Source organism: Trinickia acidisoli (assembly GCF_017315725.1).
Taxonomy (GTDB): Bacteria; Pseudomonadota; Gammaproteobacteria; order Burkholderiales; family Burkholderiaceae; genus Trinickia; species Trinickia acidisoli.
In genome coordinates this window covers 3,662,696-3,677,958 of sequence record NZ_JAFLRG010000001.1, presented here as the reverse complement: position 1 = coordinate 3,677,958, position 15,263 = coordinate 3,662,696, and the positions used below count along the sequence as shown (strand labels likewise).

Sequence of the window (15,263 nt, the reverse complement as noted above, 5' to 3'; positions counted from 1 at the left end):
CTCTGTTGCGGTGCGGCGACGTCAGCGCACGCCGCGCATCGCATCGGCGCGCAGCAGCAGTAACTCGCGCTCGCGCGCGTTTTGCGTCATCGCAGCCGCGCGCTCGAACTCCGTACGCGCTTCGTCGTGCCGCCCGAGCTTGGCCAGCAGGTCGCCGCGCACGCTCGGTAGCCAGTGGTAGCGTGCGAGCGTCGGATCGGCCGCAAGCGCCTCGACGATCGCAAAACCGGCTTGCGGACCATACGCCATACCGATCGCGACCGCGCGGTTGAGCTCCACGACCGGTGACGGATTGATCTGCGCGAGCGCATCGTAAAGCGCGACGATTTGCGCCCAATCGGTGTCCTCGGCGCGATGCGCGCGCGCGTGACAAGCAGCCAGCGCCGCCTGTAACGCATACGGGCCCAGCGCGCCGCCGAGCGCCTGCGCGCGCGCGAGCGCCGCGAGGCCGCGCCGAATCAACAGCGGGTCCCAGCGCGAGCGGTCCTGATCGGCGAGCAACACCGGGCGCCCGTTCGCGTCGACGCGCGCACGAAGCCGCGACGCCTGCAACTCCATCAGCGCGACCAGACCGTGTACCTCGCTGTCCTCGCGCACGAGCTCGGCGAGGACGCGCGCGAGACGCAGCGCTTCATCGCATAACGCCGGGCGCATCCAGTCTTCGCCGGCCGTGGCCGCATAGCCCTCGTTGAAGATCAGATAGATCACTTCGAGCACCGATGCCATCCGTGCCGCGCGAGCGTCGGCGCGCGGCACCTCGAACGGCACGCGCGCCTCGCGCAACGTGCGCTTGGCACGCACGATCCGTTGCGCGATCGTCGTTTCGGGCGCGAGGAACGCGCGCGCGATCTCATGCGTGGCGAGCCCGCCCAAGAGCCGCAGCGTCAGCGCGACGCGCGCATCCATCGACAGCACCGGATGGCACGCCGTGAAAATGAGCCGCAGCAGATCGTCGCCGATGTCGTCCGCGCGCGCCGCATCGAGCGCATCGACGAAATCGGGCACGACATGGGCTTCGAGCGCGTCGAGATCGCGCCCCATCGCCTCGTGCTTGCGTGCATGAAGCGCATCTTGGCGTAGCTTATCGAGCGCGCGATGCTTGACCGTCGCCATCAGCCAGGCGCCGGGATTGTCCGGCACCCCGTCGCGCGGCCAATGCTCGAGTGCGGCGACGAGCGCGTCCTGCGCGAGTTCCTCCGCCACGCCGATGTCGCGCACGAGTCGCGCCGCATGCGCGACGACGCGCGCCGCTTCGATGCGCCACACGGCTTCGATTGCGCGATGGGTAGGATTGGCCATGCTCAGCGCCGGTTCGCCTCGAGGGTGCGAAAGCGCTCGATGCTCTCGCTCGGCTCGAAATCCTCGAGTTCGAAGAGCGGCCTCACCTCGATCTCGCCGTCGGCCATCTCGCCGAACGGCGCCGGAAAGCGCCGCGCCCACTCGAGCGCTTCCTCGCGCGTGCGAACTTGAATCAGCGTATAGCCGGCGATGAGTTCCTTCGTTTCGGCAAACGGCCCGTCGACGACCGCGCGCTTGCCGCCCGAATAGCGCACGCGCCAACCCTCGACACTCGGCCTCAATCCATTCGCGTCGAGCAACACGCCCGCTTTCGCCAACTCTTCGTGATAGGCCGTCATCGCGGCCACCAAGCTTTCTTCCGGCATGACGCCCGATTCGCTTTGGGCGTTGGCCCGAACCATGATCATGAAACGCATCGCTTCGCTCCTCGAAAGTGACAGAGCCGCCCGTCGGCTCCTGTTCCTACGACGAACGAAAGGCCCGGCGCTCGACATCGGCGCGTCGAACGCGCGTGACAATCCCGCGTTCTAGTCGGAACAGGGCGCGAGCCGCCTGACTTCGACCGTGCACCATTGCGCCGCCGGGCACTCGGCCGCAATGGCGAGCGCTTCGTCTTCGCGGTCGCAATTGAGCAGATAGAAGCCGCCGACCATTTCCTTGGCCTCGGCGAACGGGCCGTCGATGAAGCGGCGCTCGCCGCCCCGCAACTCGACACGCACGGCTTCGTCGGTCGAGGCGAGCGATTGCGAAGTGACGAGCAGACCGCGCGCTTTCAGATCCTCGGCGAAGCGGATCATCGTATCGTAGGCGGCCCGGGCTTCTTCGGGCGTGCGCTCGGCGCGCTGGCCGACCGGCTCGACGATCAACAGCAGATAGGGCATGGCTCACTCCGGGGAACAGGCGCGCCCGCGGTGGGGCGCGTTCGCCAAGAAGAATAGAGCAGGCGCGAGCGCGTTGCCACCGGGCGAGCGCGCGGGCGGTGGGTTAGGGGGAGAGCGTCTTGGCGTCGGCTCGGCGCAGCGCCATCATGTTGCCGACGAACGTATCGGCGATCTGCTGCGCCAGCGCGGCGACGGCGGCGTTGCGGTCGGCCCGCGGGAAAGCGAGCTTGGCCGGGACGACGTACGGGTGCCATGCGCTCTGGGCATGCGCTGCCGCGGGCGGCGTACCGATCACGGCGAACGGCGTATCGGCGCTGTGTTCGAGATCGGCGACGGTGACGGAAACGTCCGAGCCGAGCGCTTCGGTTTCCGACGCGGCGCCGTCGAGCGCGGCGGCGCCCGCTGCGCCTTGCAAATGGAAGACGCCGTCGAGGAGCCAGCCCTGCACCGGCGGCGGCTCGCCCGGCGCGAGGTAGCGCGCCGCCACACCCGCGTGATTGAGCCGCTGGACGACAGCCTGGGCGACGAGCCCCGTGCCGCGGTTGGCGGGATGCTCGTGCGACGCGGCGCGCAGACGGGCAAGCAGCCCCGAAGGCGGCGCATCGGCCGGCACGGCGATGAACTCCCTGACGTAGACGGCTTCGGGCACGTCCACCATCGGGGCGGGCCCCGCGGGGACGGCCGCGATGGGCGGCGTCGGCATGGGCGCGGGCATCGGCGCCGGCGTCACGCTGACCTGCGTGACCGTCATCGGTGCGACCGAGATTGAAGCGTCCGCCGCCGGCTCGAGTGCGGCCGATTGCGCGAAGGCGGCCGCTGTCGTGGCCCAGATCGTGAAAGCCGCCACCGTGCGGCCGAGTTTTCGCATGACTGCTCTATCGATTCGTCGTTCCGGGCGCCTAGATTAAGTCGGCCGTATCGCAGGCGTCAACGGACGAACAGGCGGACCGGCGTGCAGGCCCACTGCCGACCGCGTCATTTGACGGAGACGTCCGCGAAATCCTGCCGGCCGAACGCGCTGACCTGGTAGCCCGTCACGGTGTCGCGCGTGACGGCGCTCGCGGTCGGATAGCCGATCGGAATCCAAAGCGCCTGATCGTGAATGATCTTCTGCGCGGCCTCGTAGTCCTTCGTCCGCGCGGCGGGGTTCGCGGTGGCGCGGCCGTCGGCAATCAGCTTGTCGAGCTTCGGATCGCAGAAGCGGGCGAAGTTGATGCCCGATTTGACGCCATTGCAACTGAACAGCGGCGTCAGGTAATTGTCGGGATCGCCGTTGTCGCCGGCCCATCCCATGAACAGCAGGTCATGCTGCCCTTGCTTCGCTTCCTTGATGAGTTCGCCCCATTCGACGACCTTGACGTCGGCCTTCACGCCGATCTCGGCGAGATCGGCTTGCAGCAGTTCGGCCCCGGCCTTCGGCTTCGGATCGAGCACGCTGCCTTGCGGGCGCACCCAGATCGTCGTCGAAAACCCGTTCGGATAGCCGGCTTGAGCGAGCAGCGCTTTGGCCTTCGCCGGATCGTGCGGGTATGCGTCGATCGCCTTGTCGTAGCTCCAGGTGGAGGGCGGATAGGGATTCAGCGCCGGCGTGGCCGTATCGTCGAAGACGACTTTCAGAAAGGTGCTGCGATCGAACGCCATGTTGATGGCTTGCCGCACGCGCTCGTCGCTAAGCGGCTTGTGCTGCGTATTCAACGCGACGAACGCCGTCATGAAGGCCGGCGTCTGCACGACCTTGAGCGACTTGTCGTTCTTGGCGGCCGCCACGTCTTCGGGCTTTGGCGACAGCGCGATCTGACATTCATCGGCCTTCACCTTTTGCACCCGCACGGTCGGATCGGGGGTGATCGCATAGATGAGCCGCTCAGCCTTCGGCTTGGGTCCCCAGTAGGTGGGGTTGGCGTCATAGCGGATCACGGCGTCCTTCGTGTAGCGCTTGAGGACGAACGGGCCGGTACCGATCGGCTTGCTGTTCAGATCCGTCTGCTTGCCGGCCTTGAGCAATTGGTCCGCATATTCGGCGGAATAGATCGACGCGAAGCCCATCGTGAGCATGGGCAGGAACGTTGCGTTCGGCTCGTTCAGGTCGAACTCGACGGTGCTGTCATCGACCTTCTTGATGGCTTTCACGAGCTTGACGAGCCCCATCGATTGCGCGTGCGGAAAGCCGTTCGGGCCGGCCACCTTGTGCCAAGGATTGGCAGTGTCGAGCATCCGATCGAACGTGAAGACGACGTCGTCGGCGCTCAAAGGGCGTGTCGGCTTGAAGTAGTCGGTGGTTTGGAACGCCACGTTGGGGCGCAGATGGAACGTGTAGGTGAGCCCATCGCTGCTCACTTCCCACTTGTCGGCCAGCGACGGCACGACTTTCTTCGCTGCTTCGTCGTAGTCGACGAGCGTATTGAAGATGACGTCGGCGGAGGCGTTCGTCGTGACGAGCGAATTGAATTGCACGACGTCGAAGCCGTCGGGGCTTGCCTCGGTGCAGACGGTGAGCGGCTTGGCGAGTGCGAGCGCGGGCAGGACGGCGAGCGTGGCGGCGAGCAGTTTGACGTGCATGGATTCTCCCTGTGGGCGAGGGCCGGCCGAATATCGAAGCTGCGATGGGTCGAGCCGAAGAGCTTAGCCCAAGCGCGCGGTATCGACAACGACGGGCCCCTTATATCGATATGCGGGGGCTCGTCGCGGCGAGGCGGCGCAGGTAGTCGATGCCGTCGATCGCGCGCGAGCCGTACCATGAAACCATCTCGCCATCGACGAGCTGCACTGTCTTTCCCGCGAGCCGCCTATCAGCGGTAAGGGCGTCGCGATCTTTTGCCGTGAAACGGTACGGCTCCGATGCGAGCAAGATCCGCTCGACGCTGGCTAATTCCGGCGCATCGAAGTCGAAGATCGGGTAACGGCTGGCCCCGGTGAATCCGCCCGTGACGTCGGGCCATGTTTGCCAGTTGACGAGACGCAGCATTGCCGAGATGTAGGTATCGCGTGCGATTGTCATCCATGGATCGCGCCAGATCACATAGAGCACGTGTTGCTTGGGCCAAGGCTCATGCGCGAGCGCATCTAGGCGTGATGAAAGTGCGTTGCTCAGTTTCGCGGCTGCTTCTTCGCAATTGAAGATCGTACCGATGAGTGCGTAGAGCGAAAGGTTGTCGTGCGGCGTAAGCGGGTGCGTGACGACGACGTGGGGGACGAATTGCGCGAGCGCGTCGATCGTCGGCTTTTCGTTTTCGTCGATGTTGACGATTACGTGCGTCGGCGCGAGTGCGCGGAGGGCGTCGATCTTGACGGCTTTCGTGCCGCCGACTTTGGGCACGGCACGCACGGCTTCACGTGGATGCACGCAAAAGCCCGTGCGTCCGACGACGCGATCGCCTAGGCCCAGCGCGAACAGTAGCTCGGTGATGCTCGGGACTAGCGAGACGATGCGGGCGTTGGGGCCGGCCGGTGGGTGACCGATTCCGGCGGCGTCGATTGAATGCATGGCGGCCTAGGCGTTTGGCAGCGTTTGGGGGGAAGCGCTAGAGCGCAGGCCACAATGACGATCCAGCGCCCAACCCTTCGCGGCAACGAGGCGTCGATTGCGTAGTCGCCGCGATAGCGCGCTAAACCACCGCTCGCGGCTTTCTCGGTGCTTTCTCGAAAAGCCGGTCATACAGCCAGCGCGGCAAGCAGCCGAGCAGCGTGGCCACAATTCGCATCGGCCAGGGAAACACGGCAAATCGCGACTTACGTGCGATAGCACCGGCGGCTTTCTCCGCAAAGCGTTCGGCATCCATTAGAAACGGCATCGGGTAGGGATTGTGAGCCGTCATCGGCGTGCGAATATAACCCGGCGCGATCGTCACGACGGCAACGTCGAACGGCCGCATTTCGACGCGCAACGATTCGAGATAGGCAAGCGCAGCCGCCTTCGAAGCGCTATAAGCGCCCGAACCCGGCAGCCCGCGCACCCCCGCCACACTGGCGATGCCCACGAGCGTACCGCGCCGCGTCTCAGCCATCGATTTCGCGAACGGCTCGAACGTGGCCGCCATTCCGAAGCAATTGACGTCCATCACTTCGCGAAACGTGGCGAGATCGCCATGCCCGGTCGCAACGCCTTTGCTGATGCCGGCGTTGGCGATGACTATGTCGGGTAGCCCGTGTTCGCTAATGAATTGCGATGCCGCGCGCGCGACGGAAGCTTCGTCGCGCACGTCGGCCGAATAGATCGAGATCGAAAGTTGGGGAAAGCGTCGAGCGAATTGAGCGAGCGCATCGAGGCGGCGCGCCACGAGCCCGAGCGTCGCGCCTTGCCGCGCGTATTCTCCGGCAAGGGCAAGACCGATGCCGCTCGAGGCGCCGGTGATGAAAACTTTCAGCGGCGAATTCATACTGGCGCCTCGCGCGTTAGATCACGCATTACATCTTCTTCGCGCGAACTTGCGAGACGAGGTAGTCGAGCACCTGAATCGTCCCGGGCAGGCTGTCCGTCGCGGCCGGCCCCGTTTCGTACTTGCCTTGCACCGCGAGCGTCGGCACGCCGTCGATGTTGTACGACTGGATCAATTGCTTGTCGCGGTTCAAGTCGCTTTGCGTCGAGAACGAGTTATAGGCGTCCATGAACTTCTTGGGATCCACGCCCTGCGTTGCAAGGAATTTGGCCTGGTCTTGCGGCGTCAGCAAGTAGTCTTTGTTGACGTGGATTTCATGAAAGACGACCGGCGTCAGCTTTTGTTCGAGGCCCAGCGCATGGAGTGCGTAAAGCAGCTTCGAATGCGGAATGAAATCGTCGCGGAAGGCAACGGGCACGCGCTTGAAGACGACGTCGGGCGGCAGCGTCTTGATCCATTTTTCGAGGTACGGGTCGAACTCGTTGCAGTGCGGGCAGCCGTACCACATGAATTCGATGACTTCGATCTTGCCGGCGGGAACGTCGACGGGCTGCGCATTCTTCAGGACCGTGTAGTCCTTGCCGGCGACAGGCGCAGCCGGCGAAGCCTGCGCAACGCCCGCGCCGACGACGGCCAGGCTGACGGAGAACAACAGCGTGCGGATCAGTTTATTCATTTTGGCTCGTGGGTACGATGAACATGGGACGCCTGTTCGGCGAGCCGCGGCGGGGTGGCTCGCATCGACGGCTGCCGATTGAGACTCGCGCCGCCGCCGCAAGGTTCAGCGGCGTGCGGCGCTTACCGAAAATGGGTTACTGCTTGGTAAAGCGAATCACAGCCGTATCGATGCCGGCGTCGGACAGGCGCTGACGCGTTGCATTCATATCCTCGAATTTCGAGAACGGCCCGATGCGCACGCGGAAGTAAGTGACGCCGCCCGCGTCGCGCTGCGATACCTTGGATTCGAAACCCTGGAATGCCAGGCGTGCGCGCTGCTGTTCGGCGTCGGCCGCCGTCTTATAGGCGCCCACCTGCAGGAAGTAGCCCGTATTCGCCTCGTTCGCGCCCGTGGGCGCGCCGTTGGTACCGGGCGCGGCCGAGGGCGGCACGTTCGCCACTTGGGCCGGCTTCTTCTGCTGCGCGGGAGCCTGGGCATTCGCTTGCGTTTGCTGACCGGGCGCAGTGGCCGCATTGCCGGTCGTGCCCGACGCACCGCCCGCTGACGGCACTTCGACGATTTGCGGCTCTTGCAGCAAGCCCGGCGCCTGCGAGGGCGCGGCCGTTTGTCCCGAGGATTGCCCCGGAGCCGTATTCGGCGGCGTTTGCTGAGCGGTTTGCGGAACCGGTTGCCCCGGCGACTTGCCTTGCAACGCGCGGTTCGGGTCGTATTGCTGATCGATCGTGCCCGCATCGGACGCACCGGCTGGCGCGACCTTCGACACGAACGGCGTGGGTGCGCGCTCGATGTAGAGCGCGACGACGACCGCGATCGCCAGACCGACGATCAAGCCCAGCACGATGCCGAGGAATGTACCCCCGGTTTGCTTAGACCGCTTTGACGTGCCCTTGGAGTGCGCCCCGAAGGAAGTCCCCTTGGGGGTTGTTCTGCGTGGCGAAGTACGACTCGGTTTTGCCATTGTCTGAATCACCTGCGAAAGAAACTCGGGGGGCTTGCCCAGCTCGCGCCAAGCGAGAGCCGCGCAAAGGCGGCCATCGATTATAGCGACGGCGCATGGCGCCGCGCGGCGAATGCAAGGCCGTTATGCAAAGCCGTTACATCTTGGCGGGCGCACAGACGCCGATCGTCGCGAGACCGTTGGCGAGCACTTGGCGCGTCGCCGCGAGTAGCGCGATGCGCGCGTCGCGCTCGGACTGCGAGTCGACGAGCACGCGCTCGGCATTGTAGAACGAGTGAAATTCGCCCGCGAGTTCGCGCAGATAGAACGCGATCGCATGCGGCGCGAGCTCGAAGGCCGCGTGCGTGAGCATGTCGGGATACTCGGCGAGCTTGTGCATCAGCGACATCGCGCGCACGCTCGTGAGCACCGAGACGTCTACCCGCGGCAGCGCCGTTTCGTCGCCGCCGAAGCGCGACTTCCATTCGGTGAGGATCGAGCAGATCCGCGCATGCGCGTATTGGACGTAATAGACGGGATTTTCGTCGTTTTGCTTGAGCGCGAGATCGACGTCGAAGACGAATTCGGTGTCGGCCTTGCGCGAGATCAGAAAGAAGCGCACGGCGTCGCGCCCGCGCGTGATCGTCGCCTCGTCGAGCAGATCGGGCGCGGTTTCTTGCCCCGGCACCGCGCCGCCCGACCATTCGATCAAGTCGCGCACGGTCACGTAGCTGCCGGCGCGCTTGGAGATCTTCACTTCCTGGCCGTCGCGCATGACGGTGACCATCTTGTGCAGCACGTAATCGGGGTAGCCCTTCGGGATGCCGACGCCGAGCGCTTGCAGCCCCGCGCGCACGCGCGCGATCGTGCCGTGGTGGTCGGAGCCTTGCACGTTGATGACTTTCGAGAAGCCGCGTTCCCACTTCGCGATGTGATAAGCGACGTCGGGCACGAAATACGTGTACGTGCCGTCGGATTTGCGCATCACGCGGTCTTTGTCGTCGCCGTATTCGGTCGTGCGCAGCCAGAGTGCGCCTTCCTGCTCGAACGTCTTGCCCGTGGCGATCAGCGCCTCCACCGTCTTCGCGACGCGTCCTTCCGTGTAGAGCGACGACTCGAGGTAGTACCGATCGAACTTCACGCCGAACGCTTGCAAGTCCATGTCCTGCTCGTGGCGCAGGTAGGCGACGGCGAACTTGCGGATCGCATCGAGATCGTCGATGTCGCCCTTGCCCTTGACGGGCTCGCCGTCCTTGGCCGCGACCGTCTCGCCGTTCATGTAGTCGTGCGCGATGTCGCCGATGTATTCGCCGTTGTATGCGGCTTCGGGCCAGCCTTCCTCGCCGGGCTTCAAACCCTTCGCACGCGCTTGCGTCGAGACGGCGAGGTTGTGGATCTGCACGCCCGCGTCGTTGTAGTAGAACTCGCGGTGCACGGCATAGCCCTGGCTCGCGAGAACGTTCGCCAGCGCATCGCCGAGCGCGGCTTGACGGCCGTGGCCGAGGTGCAGCGGCCCGGTGGGATTCGCGGAGACGAACTCGACGAGCACCCCCTTGCCGGCGCCGTGCGTCGAGCGGCCGAACGCGGCGCCCTCGGCGATGACGGCGCCCACGACGGCCTGCTTCGCGCTCGAGGTCAGGCGCAGGTTGATGAACCCTGGGCCCGCGATCTCGGCGCTCTCGATCAAGTCGTTCGCGGCGGGCTGCGCGAGCAGGGCATCGACGATGTGCTGCGCGAGTTCGCGCGGATTTTTCTTGAGCGGTTTGGCCAGTTGCATGGCGACGTTGCAAGCGACGTCGCCATGTGCGGCTTGCTTCGGGCGCTCGAGCGCGATCGCGGGCGTGGCGGCGGCATCGCCGTTCGCTTCAGTGACGACTTGCTGGATGCTCGCGGCGAGCAAGGCTTCGAGACTCTGTTTGTGGGCTGGCAGCATGCTGTTTCGATTCGGTCGGCAATGGGGTCCGCCGGGCGGACGCGGGTGTTTGGCGCAATGGCGGGCGGCCGTCGAGGCCGGCGCGCGCCGCGAAGGCGCGCTTGTGTCTAGCCGGATTTTACCAGGTGCTAAAATGTCTCAATGTGGCGACCGGCAAACGGCGCCCGGCCCGCGTGGTTCGGCGCGGGCACGCGCCGCTCGCGGTAAGCAATATGACGGCGCTGTCAGGCATAGTAAACAAAACGAAGGAAACGGGTCCATCATGTTGATTACATTCAAATGTCGTGCGGCGCCAGACGTCGTAATGCTGGAAAATCTGGCCCAATATCTTGTCGGCATCGTCGGCAAGCACTTGGGCGCGCGCGGCGTGATTACACACGAGGAGCTGCCTACGGCGATCTCGAAGCTCGAGGCGGCGATCGTGACGGACAAGCGGGAGATTGCCGAGCACGAGGGGCACTTCCACGAGGGCGAAGAAGGGCACGAGCGTCACGAGTTGCCGATCGGCCTCGCACAGCGCGCTTACCCGTTTCTCGACATGCTGCGCGAGGCGCAGCGCGAAAACGCCGACGTCCTTTGGGGCGTTTGAGCCTCAAGGCCCGCGCGCCACGAGGGGGTGCGCAGTAGGCCTGCCGCTGCTTCCATCTGAAAAAAGAGCCTGGTTCACGCGCTTGCGCGAACCAGGCTCTTTCCGTTTGGGCGCAGGCCGTTCGCGGCCCTGATGCCTATACCGATGCCCCACCGGCGCCTACAACAACGGTGCGAGTGCGCGCTCCGCATCCGGCATGGCGATTTCGTTGCGGCGCGCGAAGTCTTCCACCTGATCGCGATCGATCTTGCCGACGGAGAAGTAACGGCTTTCCGGATGCGCGATGTAAAAGCCCGACACGCTGGCGGCGGGCAGCATCGCGAGCGATTCGGTCACCGTCATGCCGATCTCGTCGGCCTTGAGCGTGGTAAACATGTCGCGCTTGACGAGGTGATCGGGGCAGGCCGGATAGCCGGGCGCAGGGCGGATGCCCACGTAGCGCTCGGCGATGAGCGCCTCGTTGTCGAGCGCTTCGTTCGACACGTAGCCCCAGAGTTCGCGCCGCACGCGCGCGTGCATCGCTTCGGCAAACGCTTCGGCCAAGCGGTCGGCGAGCGCTTTGAGCATGATCGCGCTGTAGTCGTCGAGGTCCGCGAGGAATTGCTTTTCCTTCGCGTCGACGCCGATGCCGGCCGTCACCGCGAATAGGCCGATGTGGTCGGCCACGCCCGAGTCTTTGGGCGCGATGAAATCGGCGAGCGAGCGGTTCGGCCGCATCACGCCGTCAACCACGGGCCGCACGCTTTGCTGACGCAGGTTGCGCCACGTCATCGCCACTTGCGTGCGCGATTCATCGGTATAGATCTCGATGTCGTCATCGCCGACCGTGTTCGCGGGCAGTAGCGCCATCACGCCGTTCGCGGTCAGCCAGCGGCCTTGAATCAGCCGCGCGAGCATCGATTTGGCGTCGGAGAACACGCGCCGCGCCGATTCGCCGACGATCTCGTCGTTGAGAATCGCGGGATAGGGGCCGGCCAGATCCCAAGTTTGGAAGAACGGGCCCCAATCGATGTACTGGACGAGCTCGTTCAGATCGTAGTTCTTGAACACGCGCCGGCCGATGAATGCGGGTTTGACGGGCTGATAAGCGGCCCAATCGATCTTCGCTTTGTTCGCGCGCGCCGCGGCGAGCGTCACCATCGGCTGCGCCTTCTTGTTGGCGTGCTGCACGCGGATACGATCGTATTCGGTCTTGAGATCGTCGAGATACTTGGCCGCGCCTTCGTCAGACAGCAGATTCGAGGCGACCGACACCGACCGGGAGGCATCGGGTACATAGACGACGGGCCCTTCGTAGTGCGGCGCGATCTTGACGGCCGTGTGCACGCGCGAGGTCGTCGCGCCGCCGATCAAGAGCGGGATCTTCTTGACGCGGAAGTACTCGTCGCGCTGCATTTCCGAGGCGACATAGGCCATCTCCTCGAGGCTCGGCGTGATGAGCCCCGATAGGCCGACGATGTCCGCGCCCTCGACCTTCGCTTTGGCGAGGATCTCGTTGCACGGGACCATGACGCCCATGTTGACGACTTCGAAGTTGTTGCACTGGAGCACGACCGACACGATGTTCTTGCCGATGTCGTGCACGTCGCCCTTCACCGTGGCGATGACGATCTTGCCTTTCGCGCGCACGTCGCCGCCCGCCGCGGCGAGCCGCTTCTTTTCCTCTTCGATGAACGGGATCAAATGCGCGACGGCTTGCTTCATGACGCGCGCCGACTTGACCACCTGAGGCAGGAACATCTTGCCCTGCCCGAACAAGTCGCCGACGATGTTCATGCCGTCCATCAGCGGCCCTTCGATCACGTTGATCGGACGCCCGCCCGCGGCATCGATCTTCTGGCGGACCTCTTCGGTGTCGTCGACGATGAAGTTCGTGATGCCGTGCACGAGCGCATGGGAAAGACGCGCTTCGACGCCCTGATTGCGCCATTCGAGGTTCTCTTCCTTCTTCGCTCCGCCGATCTTGAACTTATCGGCGATCTCGAGCAGGCGGTCGGTGGCATCGGCGCGGCGATTGAGAATGACATCTTCGACACGCTCGCGCAACTCGGCATCGAGATCGGCATAGACGCCGAGCTGCCCGGCGTTGACGATGCCCATGTCCATCCCCGCTTGGATCGCGTGATAGAGGAACACCGTGTGGATCGCTTCGCGCACCGGGTCGTTGCCGCGGAACGAGAACGAGACGTTCGACACGCCGCCGCTGATCTTCGCGTAGGGCAGGTGCTGCTTGATCCAGCGCGTGGCCTCGATGAAATCGACGGCGTAGTTGTTGTGCTCTTCGATGCCCGTTGCGACGGCGAAGATGTTCGGATCGAAGATGATGTCTTCGGGCTCGAAGCCCACTTCGTCGACGAGGAATCGATACGAGCGCGCGCAGATCTGCGTCTTGCGCTCGAACGTATCGGCCTGGCCCGTTTCGTCGAACGCCATCACGACGGCCGCGGCGCCATAGCGGCGAATGAGTCGCGCGTGATGGCGGAACGCGTCTTCGCCTTCCTTCAGCGAGATCGAGTTGACGATGGCCTTGCCTTGCACGCATTTGAGGCCCGCCTCGATCACTTCCCACTTCGACGAGTCGATCATGATCGGCACGCGCGCGATGTCGGGCTCGGAGGCGATGAGGTTCAGAAAGCGCACCATGGCCGCTTTCGAATCGAGCATCGCTTCATCCATGTTGATGTCGATGATCTGCGCACCGTTCTCGACTTGCTGGCGCGCGACGGCGAGCGCATCGTCGAACTGGTTGTTCAGGATCATGCGTGCGAACGCCTTGGAGCCCGTGACGTTCGTGCGTTCACCGACGTTGATGAAGAGCGCGCCGGAGGCGACGTTAAACGGCTCGAGGCCGGCAAGGCGCATCATGTGTTCGGTCATGGTTCTCGTCGATGAAAAGCGGTCAAGCGTGAAGCTGAGTGCGAGGCGGCGTGTGGCTCAAGCCGCGTCGCGATAGTGTGCCCACGCGCGCGGCTTCACGCCGCTCAGCGCTTTGGCTATCGCCGCGATATGCTCGGGAGTCGTCCCGCAGCAGCCGCCGGCGAGATTCACGAGCCCGGCTTGTGCGAACTCCTTCAGTTGCCTCGACGTGTCTTCCGGCGTTTCGTCGAAGCCGGTGTCGCTCATCGGATTCGGCAGGCCGGCGTTCGGATAGCACGACACGTAGGTGTCGCAGAGCTTGGCGAGTTCGGCGATGTACGGGCGCATCAGTGCGGCGCCGAGCGCGCAGTTCAGCCCGAACGTCAGCGGCTTCGCGTGGCGCAGCGAATTCCAGAACGCTTCGACCGTCTGCCCCGAGAGAATGCGGCCCGATGCGTCCGTCACCGTGCCGGAAATCATGATCGGCAGCACTTCCCCCGTGTTCTCGAACAACTCATCGAGTGCGAACAGCGCGGCCTTGGCGTTGAGCGTGTCGAAGATGGTCTCGACGAGAAACAGGTCGGCGCCGCCCTCGAGCAGCGCTTGCGCCTGCTCGTAGTAGGTCGCGCGCAGCTCGTCGTACGTGACGTTGCGGGCACCAGGATCATTCACGTCGGGCGAGATGCTGGCCGTTTTGGGCGTCGGCCCGATCGCGCCGGCGACGAAGCGCGGCTGGTCGGGCGTCGAGTATTGGTCGCAGGCCGCGCGCGCAAGTTTGGCCGACTCGAGATTCATCTCACGCACGAGCGATTCCATTCCGTAGTCGGCCTGTGCAACCGTCGTGGCGCCGAACGTGTTGGTTTCGATGATGTCGGCGCCCGCCGCGAGATACTGCTCGTGGATCTCGCGGATGATGTGCGGCTGCGTGAGCGACAGCAGCTCGTTGTTGCCTTTTACGTCGCGCGCGAAATCCTTGAAGCGCTCGCCGCGATAGCGCGCTTCGTCGAGCTTGTAGCGTTGGATCATCGTGCCCATCGCGCCGTCCAGAATCAGAATGCGCGACGCTAGCAGCGCGGGCAGTTTTGCGCCCCGCGTGTAATGCGTGCCGGTAGTGGGCGATGCGGCGGAAGCGGCGGCGGACGAATTCATGGCTGGCGGGCGCAATGCGTGTTCGGGGAAACCGTCATTGTAGCGGCTGCCGGCCTTGCCCGCCGGGCGGGCGCGGAGAGGGGTTCGTAAAAGAAAACCCCGTCCGGCGTGCCGGACGGGGCTCGATGGGGCGATGCCGTGCCGCTTCGCGGCACCCGGCCCGGTGGATTAGTGGAGCACCACGGGCTGCGTCATGAGACTGTCGAATTGACCGAGGAACTCGTCGACTTCGTCGAGCGTGGGTTCTTCTTCGATCAGCTTGCGGACGTGTTCGCGAAACTGTGCCGCCATTGCACCTTCGATGAAGATTTCGCGCTGCGCGTTCTTGTCTACGATTTCGTAGCCACCCGCGTTCATCGCCAGATGGTCTGCTTGCGGCGCGAACTCGACGACACAATAGTTGGGGCTGTTGTAGATCATTTGCATGGCGACACTCCTTATTCCGTTTGGCTCCTGGCCGTTTTCCGCCCAGTACGTGGAGCGTGTTGCATGGAATTTCAAGGGGTGGGTCTTAAACGACGCTTAAAACGGGTTGAAACATTGCAACCAAATGTGCGTTCCGTG

The 15,263-nt window shown here is 64.5% G+C and carries 14 protein-coding genes; 1 reads left to right on the top strand and 13 read right to left on the bottom strand.

The features are described from left to right. Window positions 1-21: 21 nt before the first annotated feature. The 10 genes from J3485_RS16885 to argS all read right to left on the bottom strand — a co-directional run bounded on the left by J3485_RS16885 (window position 22) and on the right by argS (window position 10,105). Complete coding sequence (locus J3485_RS16885; RefSeq protein ID WP_206954865.1) at window positions 22-1,299, bottom strand: RNA polymerase sigma factor; 1,278 nt, start codon at window positions 1,297-1,299, stop codon at window positions 22-24. A 2-nt stretch (window positions 1,300-1,301) separates the two neighbouring features. Beyond that, window positions 1,302-1,715 (bottom strand): YciI family protein, encoded by a 414-nt coding sequence (locus tag J3485_RS16880; RefSeq protein ID WP_206954863.1) that lies wholly within the window; start codon window positions 1,713-1,715, stop codon window positions 1,302-1,304. A 111-nt stretch (window positions 1,716-1,826) separates the two neighbouring features. Further along, the gene (locus tag J3485_RS16875; RefSeq protein WP_206954861.1) at window positions 1,827-2,180 is read right to left on the bottom strand and encodes a YciI family protein; all 354 of its coding nucleotides are present in this window, start codon (window positions 2,178-2,180) and stop codon (window positions 1,827-1,829) included. A gap of 103 nt (window positions 2,181-2,283) precedes the next feature. Then, window positions 2,284-3,048 (bottom strand): hypothetical protein, encoded by a 765-nt coding sequence (locus J3485_RS16870; RefSeq protein ID WP_206954859.1) that lies wholly within the window; start codon window positions 3,046-3,048, stop codon window positions 2,284-2,286. Between the two features lie 107 nt (window positions 3,049-3,155). After that, the gene (locus tag J3485_RS16865) at window positions 3,156-4,739 is read right to left on the bottom strand and encodes an ABC transporter substrate-binding protein (RefSeq protein WP_206954857.1); all 1,584 of its coding nucleotides are present in this window, start codon (window positions 4,737-4,739) and stop codon (window positions 3,156-3,158) included. A gap of 100 nt (window positions 4,740-4,839) precedes the next feature. Further along, entirely contained in the window at window positions 4,840-5,664 is an 825-nt protein-coding gene (locus tag J3485_RS16860; protein ID WP_206954855.1) for a helical backbone metal receptor, read from the bottom strand. A gap of 121 nt (window positions 5,665-5,785) precedes the next feature. Beyond that, a complete protein-coding gene (locus tag J3485_RS16855; protein WP_206954852.1) occupies window positions 5,786-6,556 on the bottom strand; it encodes an SDR family oxidoreductase in 771 nt (256 codons plus the stop codon). 28 nt (window positions 6,557-6,584) lie between these two features. Continuing rightward, window positions 6,585-7,232: a thiol:disulfide interchange protein DsbA/DsbL gene (locus tag J3485_RS16850; RefSeq protein ID WP_206954850.1), complete on the bottom strand. Its 648-nt coding sequence runs from the start codon at window positions 7,230-7,232 to the stop codon at window positions 6,585-6,587. A gap of 136 nt (window positions 7,233-7,368) precedes the next feature. Next, the gene (locus J3485_RS16845; RefSeq protein WP_206954849.1) at window positions 7,369-8,193 is read right to left on the bottom strand and encodes an SPOR domain-containing protein; all 825 of its coding nucleotides are present in this window, start codon (window positions 8,191-8,193) and stop codon (window positions 7,369-7,371) included. Window positions 8,194-8,329: 136 nt separating this feature from the next. Beyond that, window positions 8,330-10,105, bottom strand: a complete 1,776-nt coding sequence (gene argS, locus J3485_RS16840; protein ID WP_206954846.1) for an arginine--tRNA ligase — start codon at window positions 10,103-10,105, stop codon at window positions 8,330-8,332. Window positions 10,106-10,367: 262 nt separating this feature from the next. On the opposite strand from argS, the gene J3485_RS16835 reads away from it, so the two are divergent. After that, entirely contained in the window at window positions 10,368-10,694 is a 327-nt protein-coding gene (locus tag J3485_RS16835) for a DUF1840 domain-containing protein (RefSeq protein ID WP_115532645.1), read from the top strand. Window positions 10,695-10,853: 159 nt separating this feature from the next. Here J3485_RS16835 and metH read toward each other — a convergent pair whose 3' ends face one another. From metH to J3485_RS16820, 3 genes are all read right to left on the bottom strand, one after another. After that, on the bottom strand, window positions 10,854-13,571 hold the full coding sequence (gene metH, locus J3485_RS16830; RefSeq protein ID WP_206954831.1) for a methionine synthase: 2,718 nt from the start codon (window positions 13,569-13,571) through the stop codon (window positions 10,854-10,856). Window positions 13,572-13,628: 57 nt separating this feature from the next. After that, complete coding sequence (locus tag J3485_RS16825; protein ID WP_206954822.1) at window positions 13,629-14,699, bottom strand: homocysteine S-methyltransferase family protein; 1,071 nt, start codon at window positions 14,697-14,699, stop codon at window positions 13,629-13,631. 168 nt (window positions 14,700-14,867) lie between these two features. Next, complete coding sequence (locus tag J3485_RS16820) at window positions 14,868-15,125, bottom strand: BTH_I0359 family protein (RefSeq protein WP_206954810.1); 258 nt, start codon at window positions 15,123-15,125, stop codon at window positions 14,868-14,870. Between the last annotated feature and the right edge of the window lie 138 nt (window positions 15,126-15,263).